Source organism: Clostridium beijerinckii HUN142, assembly GCF_000621745.1.
Lineage (GTDB): Bacteria > Bacillota > Clostridia > Clostridiales > Clostridiaceae > Clostridium > Clostridium beijerinckii_A.
In genome coordinates this window covers 102,130-120,244 of the sequence record NZ_JHXK01000012.1, presented here as the reverse complement: position 1 = coordinate 120,244, position 18,115 = coordinate 102,130, and the positions used below count along the sequence as shown (strand labels likewise).

The 18,115-nt window shown below is 30.2% G+C and carries 19 protein-coding genes; 17 read left to right on the top strand and 2 right to left on the bottom strand.

The window, feature by feature from the left end; all coding sequences use genetic code 11:
- The first annotated feature begins 11 nt into the window (after nt 1–11).
- Nucleotides 12–1,097, top strand: a complete 1,086-nt coding sequence (gene asd / locus T483_RS0107150) for an aspartate-semialdehyde dehydrogenase (protein WP_026886240.1) — start codon at nt 12–14, stop codon at nt 1,095–1,097.
- Between the two features lie 62 nt (nt 1,098–1,159).
- Here asd and T483_RS0107145 read toward each other — a convergent pair whose 3' ends face one another.
- Nucleotides 1,160–2,395, bottom strand: a complete 1,236-nt coding sequence (locus T483_RS0107145) for a D-alanyl-D-alanine carboxypeptidase family protein (protein ID WP_026886239.1) — start codon at nt 2,393–2,395, stop codon at nt 1,160–1,162.
- 164 nt (nt 2,396–2,559) lie between these two features.
- Between T483_RS0107145 and T483_RS0107140 the strand changes: the two genes are divergently transcribed.
- From T483_RS0107140 to T483_RS0107085, 12 genes are all read left to right on the top strand, one after another.
- Nucleotides 2,560–3,246: a helix-hairpin-helix domain-containing protein gene (locus T483_RS0107140; RefSeq protein WP_026886238.1), complete on the top strand. Its 687-nt coding sequence runs from the start codon at nt 2,560–2,562 to the stop codon at nt 3,244–3,246.
- 274 nt (nt 3,247–3,520) lie between these two features.
- Complete coding sequence (locus T483_RS0107135; protein ID WP_026886237.1) at nt 3,521–4,213, top strand: hypothetical protein; 693 nt, start codon at nt 3,521–3,523, stop codon at nt 4,211–4,213.
- Between the two features lie 20 nt (nt 4,214–4,233).
- Nucleotides 4,234–4,632: an RDD family protein gene (locus T483_RS0107130; protein ID WP_026886236.1), complete on the top strand. Its 399-nt coding sequence runs from the start codon at nt 4,234–4,236 to the stop codon at nt 4,630–4,632.
- Between the two features lie 110 nt (nt 4,633–4,742).
- Nucleotides 4,743–6,098 (top strand): 23S rRNA (uracil(1939)-C(5))-methyltransferase RlmD, encoded by a 1,356-nt coding sequence (gene rlmD, locus T483_RS0107125; RefSeq protein WP_026886235.1) that lies wholly within the window; start codon nt 4,743–4,745, stop codon nt 6,096–6,098.
- A 199-nt stretch (nt 6,099–6,297) separates the two neighbouring features.
- On the top strand, nt 6,298–6,975 hold the full coding sequence (locus tag T483_RS0107120; protein WP_026886234.1) for a response regulator transcription factor: 678 nt from the start codon (nt 6,298–6,300) through the stop codon (nt 6,973–6,975).
- On the top strand, nt 6,975–8,042 hold the full coding sequence (locus T483_RS0107115) for a sensor histidine kinase (RefSeq protein ID WP_026886233.1): 1,068 nt from the start codon (nt 6,975–6,977) through the stop codon (nt 8,040–8,042). Before T483_RS0107120 ends, T483_RS0107115 begins: the two co-directional genes overlap by 1 nt.
- Nucleotides 8,043–8,256: 214 nt before the next feature.
- The gene (locus T483_RS0107110; protein WP_080696938.1) at nt 8,257–8,607 is read left to right on the top strand and encodes a putative quinol monooxygenase; all 351 of its coding nucleotides are present in this window, start codon (nt 8,257–8,259) and stop codon (nt 8,605–8,607) included.
- Nucleotides 8,608–8,801: 194 nt separating this feature from the next.
- Entirely contained in the window at nt 8,802–10,160 is a 1,359-nt protein-coding gene (locus tag T483_RS0107105; RefSeq protein ID WP_026886231.1) for an MATE family efflux transporter, read from the top strand.
- Between the two features lie 464 nt (nt 10,161–10,624).
- Nucleotides 10,625–10,756: a hypothetical protein gene (locus T483_RS30410; RefSeq protein ID WP_431603144.1), complete on the top strand. Its 132-nt coding sequence runs from the start codon at nt 10,625–10,627 to the stop codon at nt 10,754–10,756.
- Nucleotides 10,757–10,833: 77 nt separating this feature from the next.
- Complete coding sequence (locus T483_RS0107095; protein ID WP_026886230.1) at nt 10,834–11,091, top strand: hypothetical protein; 258 nt, start codon at nt 10,834–10,836, stop codon at nt 11,089–11,091.
- 386 nt (nt 11,092–11,477) lie between these two features.
- On the top strand, nt 11,478–12,311 hold the full coding sequence (locus T483_RS0107090) for a deoxyribonuclease IV (RefSeq protein ID WP_026886229.1): 834 nt from the start codon (nt 11,478–11,480) through the stop codon (nt 12,309–12,311).
- A 175-nt stretch (nt 12,312–12,486) separates the two neighbouring features.
- Nucleotides 12,487–13,167: a peptidylprolyl isomerase gene (locus tag T483_RS0107085; RefSeq protein ID WP_026886228.1), complete on the top strand. Its 681-nt coding sequence runs from the start codon at nt 12,487–12,489 to the stop codon at nt 13,165–13,167.
- A gap of 121 nt (nt 13,168–13,288) precedes the next feature.
- Here T483_RS0107085 and T483_RS0107080 read toward each other — a convergent pair whose 3' ends face one another.
- Entirely contained in the window at nt 13,289–13,657 is a 369-nt protein-coding gene (locus T483_RS0107080) for a MerR family transcriptional regulator (RefSeq protein ID WP_026886227.1), read from the bottom strand.
- 304 nt (nt 13,658–13,961) lie between these two features.
- Here T483_RS0107080 and T483_RS0107075 point away from each other — a divergent pair, with 304 nt between their 5' ends.
- From T483_RS0107075 to T483_RS0107060, 4 genes are all read left to right on the top strand, one after another.
- On the top strand, nt 13,962–15,119 hold the full coding sequence (locus T483_RS0107075; protein WP_026886226.1) for an aldo/keto reductase: 1,158 nt from the start codon (nt 13,962–13,964) through the stop codon (nt 15,117–15,119).
- Between the two features lie 224 nt (nt 15,120–15,343).
- Nucleotides 15,344–16,318, top strand: coding sequence for a cobalt transporter CbiM (gene cbiM / locus T483_RS0107070; RefSeq protein WP_026886225.1), 975 nt, complete (start codon nt 15,344–15,346; stop codon nt 16,316–16,318).
- A 135-nt stretch (nt 16,319–16,453) separates the two neighbouring features.
- A complete protein-coding gene (locus T483_RS0107065) occupies nt 16,454–17,257 on the top strand; it encodes an energy-coupling factor transporter transmembrane component T family protein (protein ID WP_026886224.1) in 804 nt (267 codons plus the stop codon).
- Nucleotides 17,258–17,348: 91 nt separating this feature from the next.
- Entirely contained in the window at nt 17,349–18,074 is a 726-nt protein-coding gene (locus tag T483_RS0107060; RefSeq protein ID WP_026886223.1) for an energy-coupling factor ABC transporter ATP-binding protein, read from the top strand.
- The last annotated feature ends 41 nt before the right edge of the window (nt 18,075–18,115 follow it).

Genomic DNA, 18,115 nt, shown 5'->3' with positions numbered 1-18,115 from the left:
AGGTGTTGGTAATGAGTAATAAATTGAAAGTTGGAATAATAGGAGCTACAGGTATGGTAGGGCAGCGTTTCGTATGTCTTTTAGAAAATCATCCATGGTTTGAAGTATCTGTACTTGCTGCTAGTAAAAATTCAGCTGGTATAACTTATAAAGAAGCTGTTGGTGACAGGTGGAAAATGACTACACCATTACCTGAAAAATATAAAAATATGATAGTTAAGGATGCCTTTGAAGTAGAAGAAATATCTAGAATGGTTGACTTTGTATTTTGTGCAATTTCTTTAAATAAGGAACAAACTAAATTGCTTGAAGAAGATTATGCAAGACATGAAACTCCAGTTATTTCAAATAATTCAGCTAATAGAAATGTAGAGGATGTACCAGTTCTCATTCCAGAAATTAATGGTGTGCATGCTAATATTATTGAAAGTCAAAAAAAACGTTTGGGAACTAAAAGAGGATTTATAGCAGTGAAACCTAATTGCTCAATTCAAAGCTACGTACCGCCTATAAATGCACTTATGGAATATGAACCACAAACAATCCTTGCATGCACTTATCAAGCGATTTCTGGAGCAGGTAAGACATTTAAGGAATGCCCTGAGATATTAGATAATGTCATTCCATTTATAGGTGGGGAAGAGGAAAAAAGTGAAAATGAACCATTGAAGATATGGGGGGGAATAGAAGGTACTAGAATAGTAAATGCTAAAAATCCTGTCATTACAACACAATGCATAAGAGTTCCTGTAACGAATGGCCATTTAGCAGCAGTTTATGTTAGTTTTAAGAAAAAACCTTCAAAAGAAGAAATAATAAATTTATGGAATAATTTTGAGGCACCTGAAGTTGTATTAAATCTCCCAAGTGCACCTAAAAAGTTCTTAAAGTATTTTACAGAGGAAAATAGACCTCAAACTAATTTGGATAGGGATTACGAAAATGGAATGGGAATAACAATGGGAAGGTTAAGAGAAGATAAGATATTTGATTATAAATTTGTGTGCCTTTCTCATAACACATTAAGAGGTGCGGCAGGTGGTGGTGTTTTATCTGCTGAATATTTAAAAGCTTGCGGGTATTTAACTAAAAAGTAAATGTTATAGTTGATATATATGAATAAAAAAATAAAGGAAGCAACAAATGACTTCCTTTATTTTTATTTCTTTAATTTTACATTTATAAGTTTTCTTAATCCGAATACTCCTGCTAATACAATAGCGACAGAACCTATATAAAGTTGTGAATTTGAATTGTTTGATAATGAATTAATAGAAAGAGGAAATTCATACTTTCTAGATGTTCCAGCAGCTAAATCCATAGTTGTATATTCTTTATCATTAACATAAACGGTACCTTTTAGTATGTTATCACCTTCATTAAATGATTGTTTACTTAAATCCTGATCCTGTATTTTTATTTCAGAAGACACTGAATTTTCTTGGCCGTTAGGAACATCATAATCAATATCTTTTGAGGCCATAACAGGTATTGTAAGGTTGTTATTTATTTTGTATTGTGAAACTTCATCACCTTTTTTATAAAGATGAACTAAAGAATAATTATCAAAGCCGTAATTTAAGACTGATTGCATATCATGAAAGTTTTGATCTTTATCAAGTGCATTTAAAAATGAGGCTACAAGAACATGTCCGTTCTTTTCAGCAGCAGCTACGTAAGTATGATTTGATTTTGTTGTATAGCCATTTTTACCGCAAAGAGCAAAAGGGTAATAATATCTAGAATTCTTATTTATCATATAATTTTTATTGTTAAGTACAATAGTCTTTGAAGGATTATTTTTAAGTGTTATTGTGTAATTTGGGGTAGTAGATAGTTGAACATAATCTTTATTGTTGATAGCTTCTCTTAAAAATAACGCTAAATCGTGAGCAGTAGTTGTATGTTCAGGATCTGGCAATCCACTTGGATTTTTAAAGTTTGTGTGTAAAGCGCCCAGTTCTTTTGCTTTTTCATTCATAAGTTTGGAAAATGCTTCTGTATTTCCTGATATGTGATCAGCCAAAGCATTTGCACAATCGTTTCCTGATTCCAAAAGAAGCCCTAAAAGCAAATCGCGAACAGTTACTACATCACCTTTTAATAAACCAACAGCGGTACCATCTATTTTTGTGAAATCTTCTTGAACTGTCACCTCATCATCTAGTTTGCACTTTTCTAAAGTTATAATTGCAGTCATTACTTTAGTAGTTGAAGCAGGTTCTAAAACTTTCTCTTCATTTTTCCCATATAACACCTGGCCAGTAGATGCATCAATTAAAGCGCAACCTTCAGCATTAATCTGGGGAGGTTGTGTTTCTGCTTGTACATTAGTATAGGCAAAGCAAAATAAAAACAAGAATAATATATTAAATGTTTTAAAAATTCTTTTCATAAAATTCTCCATACTTATATCAAATATTTTTAATTATACTCAAAATACATTTTATCAAAAAAAAGCAATTTATGCTATACAAAGTTCAAATAGATTCCAATAACAGTCTAAATAATAAAAAAGTGGAAATAATATCTAAAGAGAAATATAAAGGAGAAGAAGAAGTGGTACAAGAGTTATTAAAGGATAAGAAAAAGCTTGGCATATTAAGTATGTTATTTATTGTGGTAATCATACTTATAGGATTATATGTGAAATCTGGGTTTAAAGAATTAAAGAAAAATGATACCGAAAGTATTTTTGTAGATGATAATATTGATTCTGATGTATCAAGTGATAAGCCTGCTAATACTGGAAATAATAATAAATTAAATAGTAAGAATAGTAAGGAGCAAATAGTTACAGCAAAAAATAAAAACATAGTTGTAGAAATAAAAGGAGAAGTAAGAAAGCCAGATGTTTATACAATGAATGAAAACTCCATAGTAAAGGATCTTATAGACATGTCTGGTGGACTTACTGAAAATGCAGATTTAAGTAATATAAACAGAGCGAAAAAATTGCAAGATCATGAATTGATTTATATCTCGAATAAAAATGATGAAAGCAAGGAAACACAAACTATAAATTCAAATTCTAGTAATAAAGATAGTTTAGAAAAAAAGATTAATATAAATAATGCAACGTTAGATCAATTAAAAACATTAAGCGGTATAGGTGATTCAAAAGCAAAAAGTATAATTGAATATAGAGAGAAAAATGGTGGATTTAAATCAATTGAGGAAATAAAAAATGTGTCTGGAATAGGAGATAATATGTTTGAGCGAATAAAAGAACAGATTGAAACTTAAACAACTTACAAATATATTACATTAATGCTTGTTAACGTTATAATAATTGCATCAAAGAGTAAAAAAATATATAATAAACATTGGTATATAAAAACTAATTATATTAAATGAATGTAAACGCAATTTAGAAAAGATAACATAATGTTATTTAGGTAAATAAAAAGTATAGTACTGACACATAGTTGTAATACATTGATGATAAAATTATATTATTCATTTGCTGTATATTAGTTAGACATAAAAATAACATCTATTTAATAAGGGGGAAAATTTAATGTCTAAAAAGGTTATAAGTATACTTATGAGCATAATAGTTGCAGCATCATTAGCTGGGTGTAAAAATGCTACAGATAGTTCAACAAAGAAAACGGACACAGCGACGGAAAGTAGCACGAATTCTAATGATGATAATTTAGAGGGAAAATGGGCAAAAAATTATACATTAGATCAAACGCAAAAGTTATTTAAAGAAAAATTATCAAAGATGGAGAATATAACCAAGGAATTAGGGGTAAAATATACAAAAGACGAGAAAACTAGAAAAGAAAAGGATGGACCTATAGATGATAATTCCATATATTTTGACAATGAAAAGCCAGAAGTAAATAAAATTGAAAGTATGTATTTTGGAATGAAGACATATGGCGATAATTTAGAGACTGGTGATATAAGTCTAAAGTTGAGCTTAAATTTTGATGGTGAGAATGCGATAAAAAATAATAATTTTGATTTAGGAAAGACATCTTTTAAAAAGTACATAGAAGCATTTACAGATCAAGAAGGTAGAGACTATTCAGACATAAATAAACAAATAATTGATAAGCTAAAAAGTGGAGAAAATCAAGTTCAGATTAATAACACAATTGATGGCTTAAAGGAAGAAATTTTAGCTACCAAAACGTGTATAATATATAAATTATCTACAAAGAAATACAAATTTGCTGATGGTGAAATGAGTATGAAGTAGATTACAAGGGGGAAAATTTTTTGGAAAAAGATAACTTAAATGAAAATGAAATAAACGATGAAGTGGAAGAAAACGAAATTAAGAGCATTTCGGATACTGAAGAGGAAACAGATAGCAATGTTAATAAAGAGGTTGAGAGCTTAATAACTAGCGATGAAAAATCAGATAAACAATCTTCTTCTAAAATTGTATTAGCTAACGCACTTGATCAGTTACTAATGATTGCTGGTTCATCTTTATTGGTGCTATTATGTGATATAATTTTAAAATTATGTGGATACATGTTCGTAAGAGATAATGGATCTATAATTTTAGCAGGAGGAATAATATATTTTATTATAAATTGTATTTATGCCCCAATAATGGAAAAGAGTAAACTAGAAAATACTTTTGGAAAAAAGATATTAAATATCAATTAATTTATAAACTGAATTTACTATTATAATTTAAAGAATATAAAAATTACTTTTTATATTCTTAATTTTTATTAGAGATAAAATCTTAAAATATAAGTACTTAGGAGTAGATAATGAAAAAAGGAAGCGATTTAAGCGTTAAAATAGAAAAGTTACAATTTCCGTCGACAGGGATAGGTTATGCAGAAGATAAGACTATATATGTTAAGAATGCTTTTCCGGGTCAAACAGTTACAGGTAGAGTAAAAAGGAAAAAAGAAGATTACGCAGAGTTAAAATTAATAAGTGTAGATGAAAGAGCTGATTATGAGATTGAAACTCCATGTTCTCATTTTGGGGTATGTGGAGGATGTTCATCACAAAGTATACCATATGAAAAGCAATTAGAATTCTTAGGTGAAGAAGTTAAAGAACTATTCAGAGAAGCCAATGTTGATACGGGGGAGTATCTAGGAATTCTAGGAAGCCCTAACCAATGGGAATATAGAAATAAGATGGAGTTCACATTTGGAGATGAAGCTAAGGGAGAACCACTTTCGCTAGGCATGCATATGAGAGGAAAATCTTTTGGAATATTAACTGTAGATGAATGTAAACTTGTTGATGAGGATTATAGAAAAATTATTAGATTGACTGCTGATTACTTTAGAGGGACAGATTTACCTTATTATAGAATAATGAAAGCTGAAGGCTTTTTAAGACATTTAGTGATAAGAAAAGCTCAAAATACTGGTGAGATATTAGTTAATTTAGTTACTACTACTCAGATAGACTTTGATTTAAGCGAATATGTTAAATTGCTAAGAGAACAAAGTTATAAAGGAAATTTAGTATCTATAATCCATACTGAAAATAATTCGAAATCAGATGCGGTAATACCAGAAAAGGTAAATGTTTTATTTGGAAAAGATTACATTAGAGAAACGCTACTAGGATTACAATTTAATATTTCTCCATTTTCATTCTTTCAAACCAATACAAAAGGTGCAGAAAGCCTATATTCTATTGTTAAAGAGTTTATGGGAGATAGTGAAGAAAAAATTGTATTTGATCTCTATTGTGGTACAGGAACAATAGGGCAAATAGTAGCTCCAAATGCAAAGAAAGTAATAGGAATAGAACTTATTGAAGAAGCAGTTGAAGCTGCAAGAGAAAATGCTAAATTAAATGGATTAAATAATTGTGAATTTATAGCTGGTGATGTAGCAGAAATAATAAAAACAGTAAAAGCTAAGCCGGATATAATAATACTAGATCCGCCAAGAACTGGGGTGCATCCTAAGGCTTTGGATTATGTAATTAAGTTCAATGCACCAGAGATAATATATGTTTCATGCAATCCAAAGACATTAGTTAATGATCTTAGAGTTCTTACGGAAAAGGGATATAAAGTTATTAAAACTAAGGTGAAGGATATGTTCCCTAATACGCCTCACGCTGAAACTGTAGTTAAACTAATTAAGAAATAAGGGTTCATGTTTAAGAATCTTATATAAAAGGTATTTGCCACATATATGCCACCCATTGTTTTAGATGGGTGGTAATTTAATATCAAAAAATACCCGCATGATGCCATAATTTTCAATGAAAAGAGTAAACCAGAAAAACAGACCAATTTATATTGTATTTACATTGATGGTCTATGCTCAAAAGAGGATGGTGATGGATTTGAATAAAATTTTAGTTATAGATGATGATGATTATATCCGAGAGCTTATTTGCACAGTATTAAAAAATGAAGGATTTTCTGTAGCTGAAGCTGTAAATGGAAGGGATGCATTAGAAAAACTCGGGGAGGAAAAAATTGATCTTTGTGTACTTGATATTATGATGCCTCAAATGGATGGCTATGAATTTTGTAAGCAAGCACGTAGATATTATGAGGATATGCCAATTTTAATGCTGACCGCTAAAAGCGAGCTTGCCCAAAAAGTAAAGGGCTTTGAACTTGGTGCAGATGATTACTTAACAAAACCATTTGAGATTGATGAGCTACTTGTTCGAATAAAAGCACTTTTGAGACGCTATAAAGTAGCTGCTTCACAGATTATTAATATTGGTAATTTAGTCATGGATAAAAGTAGTTATACAGTTATTAATAATAATGAACAATGTGATATACCCATGAAGGAATTTGAACTCTTATTCATGCTTGGAAGTTATCCTGGTAAAACCATTTCTCGTGACAGACTCATAGAAGAGATTTGGGGCCTTGATTTTGAAGGAAACGAACGAACTCTTGATGTTCATATAAATCGTCTTAGAGAGAGATTTCGGTCTGATATTTACAAGTTCAAAATTACTACAATTCGGGGACTTGGATACAGATTGGAGGAAGTAAAGTAATGAGAAACAGGTATTTTTTTTCACTAATGCTGATTTTTATTACAACATTACTTGGTCTTACTAGTGGATATTATATTTGCATATTTATTTTCGGTAAATTAGAAAGTATTACTTTGCATATAATATTTATTGTTCAAAGTTTAGCTTCTGCTGTGATATATTTTCTAGGTTGGAAATCATTTATATATATGCACTGGCACTTCGCTAATAAACATAAAAGATTTGATCTTTCACATTTTCCAATATTAAGCGGAGCTGTTGAAGCCATGAACAAAATATCGTCTGGTGATTTCAATGTGCTTGTTAGAACAAATGAACTCGATCCTTTTAATGAGGTAGCAGATAATGTTAACAGAATGGCAAAAGAGCTTGGGTCTTTAGAAAAGCTGCGCCAAGATTTTATATCAGATGTGTCACATGAAATACAGTCACCGTTAACCTCTATCTCAGGGTTTGCAGCACTGCTTAAAAAAGGAAATTTAAGTGAAAGCCAAATATTACACTATGCCAATATAATAGAAGCTGAGAGTAAAAGATTATCAAAATTAAGCGAAAATCTATTAAGATTATCTAATTTGGAATCAGAAGACAATAATTTAAACTCAAAAAACTATCAAATAAACAAGCAAATTGAAAGTGTTTTACTTATGTTAGAGCCACAGTGGTCGGCAAAAAATATAACACTCGATGTTTATCTTGATGAAGCTATAATATGTGGAGATGAAGATTTATTAAGTCAGGTATTTATAAATCTGCTTAATAATGCGATTAAGTTTACACCAGAGAATGGAAATATAGGTGTTAACTTATTAAGCAATGAAAACGGAATTGAATGTAAAATATCTGATACAGGTATAGGTATTTCATCGGAAGATCAACCGCGAATTTTCGAGAGGTTTTATAAAGCAGATAAAGCTCGTAATCGTTCTTTGGGTGGAAACGGACTTGGACTTTCAATAGTAAAAAAGATCATTGACTTACATGGAGGGAAAATATCTCTTACAAGTGAAATTGGAAAAGGTACAGAATTTATTATTTGGCTGCCTAAGGTATATGAAAGAAAATAATAAGTCCTAATATTCAGGCAGATTGACTTGTTATTTTTTGATAATGCCCAAATAGAAGCTAAATATGCTCATTATCACAGTCTGAATTAACAGACTGTGATTTTTTGTTTACATTGAGTTTAAGTTCCATTTAAGTTTAGTTTAAATAGCAGCTATATAATATTTTTGTAGAAACTAAACAGCGTTTGGAAATAATATTATTTGGAGGTATAACATGATTGAAACAAAAGGAAAACATATGATGATTGATCCAAGCCAACCTGGCACCGTGCTAAAGATGCATGCAAAGCCTGGAAAAGGTGATGCTTTATTTGAACTTACCAATAACCTTCATTACAACGGTGATCCAGATGGGCCTGTAGATTGGATACTATGTAGAGCGGATGACGATCCAGATACCTTATGGGCTTTTGAGTTCTACAAGGACGAGGAATCCTTCAAGCGTCACTTCTCAAACCCGAATCTTGAAAAGGGTCATGATCAGGTCATCGACCTTCTAAGTGAGATGCCCATGAGAGTCAAAGTTCATCCAGCCTTCTCCAGTTACCAACTCAAGGAGGATTGACATCTTTATAACCACAGTCTGGATTAATAGACTGTGGTTTTTCTTTTTGTTTACATTGCGTTTAAATTCCATTTAAGTGCAGTTTAAATTGCGGGCATATACTATGTTTTGTAGAAGCTAAACGGGCTTTAGAAAGAATATTATTGTTAAGGCAAATTTTATTATTTAATACAATGCGAAAGGAGTTTTTTTATATGGAAAACACAGAAAATATGGATCAAAAATCGCTATACTATCTTGAAAAAGCACCTGTGTCTAAAGCAATAATACACATGGCTATTCCTATGATACTAAGTAGCATCGCGTCAGTTGTATATAATATCATCGATGCTTTTTTTGTTGGTAAACTTAATAATACTGCAATGATGGCGGCAGTGATACTGGCATTACCATTTTCATTAGTATTAATGGCAATTGGTCAAATGTTTGGAGTGGGCTCAGGAACATATATATCGAGACTTTTAGGTGAGGGCAATACACACATTACCAAAAGAGTTAGTTCTATTAACTTTTGGTCATCAATTTTCATGGGAATTATTTTTACGATGATATGTCTACCTTTATTATCTCCTATCTTGCCGCTTTTAGGAGCAAGTGGTGAAACACTACAATATACAAGAAATTTTGTTATAGTACTTGTTATTGGGGCTCCAGTTATTATCGTTAATATGGCGCTTGACGCAGCTGTACGTGCGGAGGGAGCATCAACTATTTCTATGACTGGTACTATAGGTGGTATTATAATTAATATAATACTTAATCCTTTTTTTATTTTCGTTCTTAATATGAATGTTATGGGATCAGCACTAGCCTCTGTTTGCGGTAATATAGTTTCCGTTTTCTATTTTATATATTATTTGCAAAAGAAGAGTACTGTTCAGAGTTTATCAATCAAGGACTTTAAACCAAGTAAAGAAATTTATGGTGAAATTTTTAAGGTTGGAGTTTCAGCCTTATTAATGAGTGGATTTTTTGTAATCATAAGTCTTCTTTTCAATAATTATTCTATGATTTATGGAGATAGTGTTGTGGCGGGATTTGGAATTGCACAAAGAGTTGTCCAAATTGTAGATTGTATTGGTATGGGCCTTGCAATGGGAGTTGTACCACTAATTGCATTTGCTTACTCTGCAAATAATCAAAAGCGTCTTATGGAAATTGTTAAGAAAACTATATTGTATATGCTTGGTTTAACATTAACTTTAGGAGCAGTTCTATTTGCACTCAGGTTACAGATTATTGGCATTTTCAGTATTGATCCTAATGTTATTGCCATTGGTCAAATAACCCTTATAGCTCAACTTTCCTCAACTGTTTTTGCTGCCCTATGTGAATTTTTTACTGGAGTTTTTCAAGCTCAAGGTGATGGTGTGAAATCAAATATTATGGCCGCTGTGAGGGGTGTTTTATTTGTCCCTATTCTGATTGTAGGAAACTTACTATTTGCTGTTAATGGTGTTATTTGGGCTATGACAGCTACAGAGGGATTATCATGTCTGATAGGAATAGCGTTATGGCTTATGATTAGTAGGAAAAGCTTACAAGCAATATAGTTAATCATAACTTTTTAGCTAAGCGAAGATAAGCGGAATGGTGGATTTGGATAGTGGTTGTAAAATTATGCTTTATTAAGTACTAAGGGATTTTTCTGAATATAATTAATTAAAAATCTTCTGACTGTGGATTCATATAGTCAGAAGATTTATTTTTTAACATATTTTAAGATAAATAAGTATTAATTTATCTTGAAACAAAAAGAGCCCCTAAAGTTAAGGGGCTAGTGAATAGGTTAAAACAAAAAAAGACTATGAATGGAGAGTAACTAAATGAGAAACAAATAACATTCAAGAGGTTTCTTTTAATTATATGAAGGCTAACTTCAAATAATTCTAAATAGTAATAGATAATTCTTCGCATTTAAAAACTGTGACGCAAAGCTAGAGGACCTTTTCCTTTTGAAAGGATGGCAGTCAGTTGCAAGTATTTGCCTATTTGAAATGAATAGGAGGAAAATAAAATGGATAAAAAAATTTTAATTTGTGATGATGCTAGATTTATGAGAGTTACTTTAAAGGATTCTTTAGAAAAAGAGGGGTATCAAGTAGTTGATGAGGCAGACCCTCGTTATTTTCTTTTAACAATATATTAAGAAATGATTAATATATTTGACAAAGAACTGACAAGAAAGAATAATAGTATATTTATAGGGAAGGGAGTTTGATATTTATGTTAAGAGAAATTGAAGAATTAAAGGTTAAGGATAAAATTACAATAGAAGATAAACAAATGCTAAGAAAAGCACTAGATGGAATAAAGGGATGGAAGTTTAATCCTGTCGCAGTAATTACAAATGGAATTGAAGATTATTATTTTATATGCAGAGTAAAAACAGTAATAAAAGATTTACAAATGAAGATGGCAAAAGTATATATCAAAATACAAGAGGGAAGTAATCCTAGGCTGTTAGCAATAGAAGAGATATAGTAATGCTAACATATGTATAAGTAAAAATGATAGTGAATCATATCTAGAATATATATAGTGATTTCTAAATAAAAAATGGAGATGAGAATAGTAAGTAAAAGTGCAAAACCAATATTATAATATAAACAATTTTTCGAGGTAGGCTATGTGATAGGATTAGGCCTATCTTATTTTGTGTGCCTCGCATTGGGGCGTGTTAATTGGTCAAAGTCAACAATGATGTTTGATAGTGCTAATTATTTTCATCCTACTCAATTGTATAAACATATTTATAATATTTAAATTTCATGGAATATAAAAATATTATATAGGCAAAAGTACAGATATTAATTAAAATAATATTATTAAGATATATTACAGTACATAAGATGCTAGGAGGAAATACAATGTTAAAGATAGGTTGCCATTTATCGGCTTCAAAAGGATTTAAGAATATGGGAGAAGAGGCTATTAGCATAGGCGGAAATACATTTCAATTTTTTACTAGAAATCCAAGAGGGAGCAAAGCAAAGGCTATAGATGAAACAGATATAAAAGGATTTTTAAAGTTAGTAGAAGAAAATAATTTCTCTAAAATATTAGGTCATGCGCCATATACGTTAAATGCTTGTTCTGCAGATGAGAACACAAGAAAGTTTGCAGTAGAGGTAATGAAGGATGATTTAGAGAGGATGGAGTATATTCCTAATAACCTTTATAACTTTCATCCAGGAAGTCATGTTAAGCAAGGCGTAGAGATTGGAATTAAATATATTTCAGATATGCTAAACGCAGTGCTTAAACCGGAACAAACAACTACTGTATTGCTTGAAACAATGGCAGGAAAGGGCACCGAAATTGGACGTACGTTTGATGAATTGAAAGAGATTTTAAATAATGTAGAATTATCACACAAGGTAGGTGTTTGTCTTGACACGTGTCATGTTTATGATGCAGGGTACGATATTGTTAATAATTTAGATGAAATAGTAGAACAATTTGATAAGATAATTGGCTTAGATAAATTATGTGCAATACATTTAAATGATAGTATGAATCCATTTGGAAGTCATAAAGACAGGCATCAAAAAATAGGAGAAGGTTCTATTGGATTAGAGGGAATTAAGAATATTATTAATCATCCAATGTTATGTAATTTACCATTTTTCCTTGAGACACCAAATGAACTTGACGGATATGCAGGGGAGATAAAATTATTAAAGGGTCTATACGAAAATTAAAAAGTATTTATTAATAAAATCATATACTGTGTATAGGACAATTTTACTAATCAAATTGCATGATGAATAAAAAATAATAATATAGCAATATTACTTCTATAATAAAATATTAAGTAATATAGAGAATTATGATATACTTAAGCTGTTAAAATATACATAAAAGGTGGAAAAAGTTATGAGGATTACGAAGAAGAAAAGTTTTGTTTTTATAACAATCATAATGGGAATATTTTTATTGGTAGGTTGCGGAAATAAAAATGCTAGCAATGGAAAAGGGGAAGTAGATAATTCCTCTAAAACAAGTGAAAGCAATGAGGCAACTTCAGCAGGAAATAGTAAGGACCTGCCAATAGCTACTATAAAAGTAGAAGGATTTGGAGAAATTCAAGCTGAATTATATCCAGAAATTGCTCCAAATACTGTTAACAACTTTATATATTTATCAAACAAAGGTTTTTATAATAATTTAAAATTCCATAGAGTAATTAAAGGCTTTATGATTCAAGGAGGAGATCCTGAAGGGAATGGAACTGGAGGGCCAGGTTATTCAATTAAAGGTGAATTTACGTCTAATGGTTTTGCAAACAGTTTAAAACATACAAAAGGAGTACTATCAATGGCAAGAGCACAAGATCCTAATAGTGCAGGAAGTCAATTTTTTATAATGTCAGGAGATGCTCCAAATCTTGATGGAGAATATGCTGCTTTTGGAAAAGTAATTTCAGGATTAGATATAGTAGATAAAATTCAAAATGTAGAAACTAATTCTGCTGATGCACCAAAAAAAGATGTTGTGATTACATCAATAACTGTTGATACAAAAGGTGTGGAATACAAAGAACCAAATAAAAAGTAAATTTATAATTTAAGAATACATGATTTAGTGGAGAATTATATGATTAATATTAATTATATAATTCTCCACTAAAATTTTACCTATTATTTATTATATAAATACAAGTTTTGTATTATATTAGTTATACAGTCTTTTTGCAGGCGCAATTATAAAAATTAATTTTGTAATTGATTTTATCAAGATTCTTTTGTAATTCAGCTATTTGGCTAATAACTTCTTCACGGTGTTTTATAAATATTTCTCTACGAATATCAATGGTATTATCACCCCTAAGACATAACTGAATGTATTCTTTGATTTGCTTTATAGGCATACCTGTATTTTTTAAACAACAAATAAGCTCAAGCCATTCTAAATCTTTTTCCTTAAAATCTCTATTGCCTGACTCACTACGATCCACAAATGGAAGTAGTCCTTCTTTTTCATAATACCTAAGAGTATGTGGAGTTAAATGTGTTTTTTCAGAAACTTCAGCAATACTGTATCCCATAATATTACCCTCCTTTAAGCTATATGATGCATTTTACAACTTAGAGTATACTCTAAGAATATGCGTTTGTAAAATTGTATCAGAAAGTTGTCTAATATAAAAGTTATGAATGATAAATTTGGTATTGTAAATAAAAGTTACTTTTAAATTTTAGAACAGTGAATTTATCATTGCAAACAAGAAGTTACTTTTTCATTTTAGGATTTATTTTCCCAAAATATGTTGACTTAGAGTTAACTATAAGATGTAAAATATATATATAACAATGTATTATATAAATTATCTATTTTAAGGAGGAATTATTTTGTTATATAGAGCGCTTGGAAAGATAAATGAAAAGGTTTCAGTTCTAGGCTTTGGTTGTATGAGGTTACCTATTATTGATGGAGATACTACTAAAATTGATGAAGAAAAAGCTACAAAAATGATTCGTCACGCAATTGATGAAGGGGTTAACTATATTGATACTGCATACCCTTATCATGGAACAGGAATGGGAAGCGGAGGAGAAAGTGAACCATTTGTAGGCAGGGCTTTAAAAGATGGATATAGAGAAAAGGTCAATTTAGCTACAAAACTTCCTAGTTGGGCAATTAAAACTAGAGAGGATATGGATAAATATTTAAATGAACAATTAGAGCGCTTGCAAACAGATAGAATAGATTTCTATTTAGTTCATGCTTTAAATAAAGGCTCTTGGGAAAACTTAAAGAAGTTAGGAATAGATGAATTTTTAAATTCAGCAATTAAAGATGGAAGAATAAGATATGCAGGATTCTCATTTCATGACAAGCTAGAAGTTTTTAAAGAAATAGTGGATTATTATGATTGGTCATTCTGTCAAATCCAATATAACTATTTAGATGAAGATTTCCAAGCTGGAACTGAAGGATTAAAATATGCAGCAGATAGAGGTCTTGGAGTTGTTATCATGGAACCGCTTAGAGGTGGAAAAATAGTTAGAAACCTTCCAGATGTAGTTACTGATGCATTTAATAAAGCAGAAATTAAGAGATCTCCCGCTGAGTGGGCACTAAGATGGGTATGGAATCATCCAGAGGTATCTGTAGTGTTAAGTGGTATGAATGTAATGGATAATGTTACTGAAAATATTAGAGTGGCAGGTGAAGCTTTACCAAATTCACTAACAGAAAAAGAGCTAGAAATAATGGATAATGTTAAAAAGGCATTTAAAGAAAGAATAAAAGTTAATTGTACAGCTTGTGAGTATTGCATGCCATGTCCAGCAGGTGTAAATATTCCTAAGAATTTTACAGTATATAATGAGTATAATATATTTGTTACTCCAGCAACAGAAAAAGAACTTAAGGAAAGATATAATGGAGTAGCATCATCAGAAAGGGCAGATAAATGTGTTGAATGTGGTAAGTGTGAAAGTCATTGCCCTCAAGCAATCAAGATTCGTGAAGAATTAAAAAATGTTAAAACAATATTTGCATAGAAATAAAACATTACAATTGAAACAATAACTTCTAAACAGTAAAATTCATTATTTTTAAGATTATTTGTTTTGTGGCATCTAATAATTTAATAAAAATTTCAATGAATCAAAGTTTTTAGAACATATATTCCATTATGGTAAAATTCTAAAGAATATATATTCTTTAGAATTTTACCATAAAATGTTGTAAGAAAAGTATTTTATTTATAAGGGGGAAGATCATAATGCATATACCTGATAATTATCTAAGTCCTTCAACTTGTGCTACATTTGGGATTGTAATGCTGCCTGTATGGAAAAGAGCAAGCATGAAAGTAAAGAATGAGATAACAAGGCAGAAGATGCCTCTTCTTGGCGTGGCTGCTGCTTTTTCATTTTTGGTTATGATGTTTAATGTACCTCTGCCTGGAGGGACAACAGGACATGCTATAGGTGGTGCCCTTATTGCTGTTTTGCTTGGACCTTACTCAGCAGTTTTTGCAGTTACAATAGCCCTTGCAATTCAAGCGCTATTTTTTGGAGATGGGGGTATCTTAGCTTTAGGTGTGAATTGTTTTAACATGGCATTTATAATGCCATTCACAGCATTTTATCTATTTAAACTTATAAAAAGGCTGTTTAAAAATAATAATGGAGAATATATAGGAGCTTTTTTAGGAGGCTATATTTCTGTTAATATTGCAGCTTTATTTGCGGCAATTGAGTTCGGCGTTCAGCCATTACTTTTTAAAGATATTTCAGGTCTTCCATTATATAGCCCTTATGGACTAGCTGTATCTATTCCAGCAATGATGATTCCTCATTTATTGATTGTTGGAATTTTAGAGGGGATAATAACTGTGGGTGCTTATAGTTATATAAAAAAGGCATCACCAGAGGTTTTGTATCAAGGAAAGATAAGCAAAATTAAATACCTATATATTATAATAGGAATTCTTATTCTAGCTACTCCTATAGGACTTTTAGCAAAAGGAACTGCTTGGGGAGAATGGGGAGCAGAAGAAATAAGCAATCTTGTAGGATTTGTTCCAAAGGGAATGGAAGAAGGATTTCAATTTAATTCCCCAATTCCAGATTACAGTTTTGGATTTCTTAAGGAGTATTTAGGGTATATCTTATCAGCTATAATTGGAGTAACAATAATTTTAATTATTTTTAAAGTTTTAGGAAAGATAAATTTGAAGAGAAACATAAAGTAAAGTTTAGTTTCATAGGAAGTTTTTAATTTTCTAATGGAGCTTAGTTGAACTTATCTAGAGTAGTGCACTGTCATCTCTCACTATTTAATGAAGATGAGAGTTTTACAGGCTAGATATTGGAGAAAAGGAGATTAAATGGTTCCAGATTGGCTTTCAGTAAAAGATGATTACATCCCGAAGGAAGAAAAAAATCTATATATTCAAAAGAGTATTTTCTCGATAATTAAGATAATATCAATTATTAGACAAAACAAAAATCAAGATAAATTAGTTTATTCAATAAATCCTACATTAAAAGTTATAAGTACTATAATAATTATAATATGTATATCTTTATCAAGAAGCCTTATATATTTATTGATTTTAGATATATATGCTTTTATTAACCTTTTTCTTATGGAAGAGAGAGCAAGAAAAAGAATATTTTTAAGAAGTCTTACATTTCCTTTAGTAACATTAATAGCATTAATACCATCTATGTTATATGGAAATGTATATAATAGCTTATTGATCTTTCAAAAATTAATAATAACTATATTATTAATGAATTTGTTATCTCATAGCACTAAATGGAGTGAAATAAGTAAGTCGCTAAAGTTACTGTTTATACCAGACATGTTCATATGGATTATGGATATAACAATAAAATATATTGTACTGCTTGGTGAATATTCAATTAACTTACTATATGCACTCAGATTAAGATCAGTTGGGATAACTAAGAATAAATATACTTCACTTACAGGGATTATGGGGAATTTGTTTATAAAGTCATATAAAATGAGTGAAGAGATGTTTCAGGCTATGGAGTGCAGGTGTTTTGTAGGAGAATACGTTACGAAGGCTAACTTGAATTTTAAAAAAGTAGATTATATTTATCTATTTGTAAATATGTTTCTAATTAGTTTATTTATGTGTTTGAAATTAGGGATATTCTAAAAGATCATAAGTAAACATATTATCATATTTCATATGAAATTTTTATATTTTTCTAATCATACGAACTAAACAGATTAAGGAGAAATTATTAATGATAAAATTAGAGAATATTTCATTCACATACAAAAATAAAATAGCTCTTGATAATGTTAATGTAAATATAGAAGAAGGTGAATCTATAGCTATTATAGGACCAAATGGAAGTGGTAAATCAACTTTTTTAAAATTGCTAAATGCAATTATTTTTCCAAACGGTGGGAAATATGTATTTGATAATACTGAAATAAATGAAGATTTATTAAAAGATAATAAAAACTTAAAGTTATTTCATAAAAAGGTTGGATTTGTTTTTCAAAATTCAGATACTCAGCTTTTTTGCTCAACTGTATTTGAGGAAATAGCTTTTGGCCTTTTGCAAATGGGGTTACCAGAGTCGGAAATTAATAAAAGGGTAAGTGACTGCCTAAATTTACTTAATATAGATAGGTTGAAGGAAGAACATCCTTATAATCTAAGCGGTGGAGAAAAGAAGAGGGTTGCCATAGCAAGTGTTTTAGCTATGAACCCAGAAGTGATAACTCTAGACGAGCCAATGAATGGAATAGATCCGAAAGGAAAAAGATTTTTAAGAGAGCTACTAATTGCTCTAAATAAAAGTGGAAAAACAATAATTTGTGCTACTCATGATTTTGAATACATAGAAGGTGTATTTAATAGGGCCATTGTATTTTCTGATGAGCATAGAATAGCTAAGGATGGCATATATGAAGATATTATAAAAGATGAGGAGTTTTTAAGAAGATACAACATTATATAGACAAAAATAATATAAATTAAAAATAGATTTGTTAAATTAAT

Excerpts from the sequence above, each read along its gene's own strand:
- asd (WP_026886240.1), top strand. The coding sequence starts at position 12 with ATGAGTAATAAATTGAAAGTTGGAATAATAGGAGCTACAGGTATGGTA.
- T483_RS0107145 (WP_026886239.1), bottom strand. The coding sequence starts at position 2,395 with ATGAAAAGAATTTTTAAAACATTTAATATATTATTCTTGTTTTTATTT.
- T483_RS0107135 (WP_026886237.1), top strand. The coding sequence starts at position 3,521 with ATGTCTAAAAAGGTTATAAGTATACTTATGAGCATAATAGTTGCAGCA.
- rlmD (WP_026886235.1), top strand. The coding sequence starts at position 4,743 with ATGAAAAAAGGAAGCGATTTAAGCGTTAAAATAGAAAAGTTACAATTT.
- T483_RS0107115 (WP_026886233.1), top strand. The coding sequence starts at position 6,975 with ATGAGAAACAGGTATTTTTTTTCACTAATGCTGATTTTTATTACAACA.
- T483_RS0107110 (WP_080696938.1), top strand. The coding sequence starts at position 8,257 with ATGATTGAAACAAAAGGAAAACATATGATGATTGATCCAAGCCAACCT.
- T483_RS0107105 (WP_026886231.1), top strand. The coding sequence starts at position 8,802 with ATGGAAAACACAGAAAATATGGATCAAAAATCGCTATACTATCTTGAA.
- T483_RS30410 (WP_431603144.1), top strand. The coding sequence starts at position 10,625 with ATGGATAAAAAAATTTTAATTTGTGATGATGCTAGATTTATGAGAGTT.
- T483_RS0107095 (WP_026886230.1), top strand. The coding sequence starts at position 10,834 with ATGTTAAGAGAAATTGAAGAATTAAAGGTTAAGGATAAAATTACAATA.
- T483_RS0107090 (WP_026886229.1), top strand. The coding sequence starts at position 11,478 with ATGTTAAAGATAGGTTGCCATTTATCGGCTTCAAAAGGATTTAAGAAT.
- T483_RS0107085 (WP_026886228.1), top strand. The coding sequence starts at position 12,487 with ATGAGGATTACGAAGAAGAAAAGTTTTGTTTTTATAACAATCATAATG.
- T483_RS0107080 (WP_026886227.1), bottom strand. The coding sequence starts at position 13,657 with ATGGGATACAGTATTGCTGAAGTTTCTGAAAAAACACATTTAACTCCA.
- cbiM (WP_026886225.1), top strand. The coding sequence starts at position 15,344 with ATGCATATACCTGATAATTATCTAAGTCCTTCAACTTGTGCTACATTT.
- T483_RS0107065 (WP_026886224.1), top strand. The coding sequence starts at position 16,454 with ATGGTTCCAGATTGGCTTTCAGTAAAAGATGATTACATCCCGAAGGAA.
- T483_RS0107060 (WP_026886223.1), top strand. The coding sequence starts at position 17,349 with ATGATAAAATTAGAGAATATTTCATTCACATACAAAAATAAAATAGCT.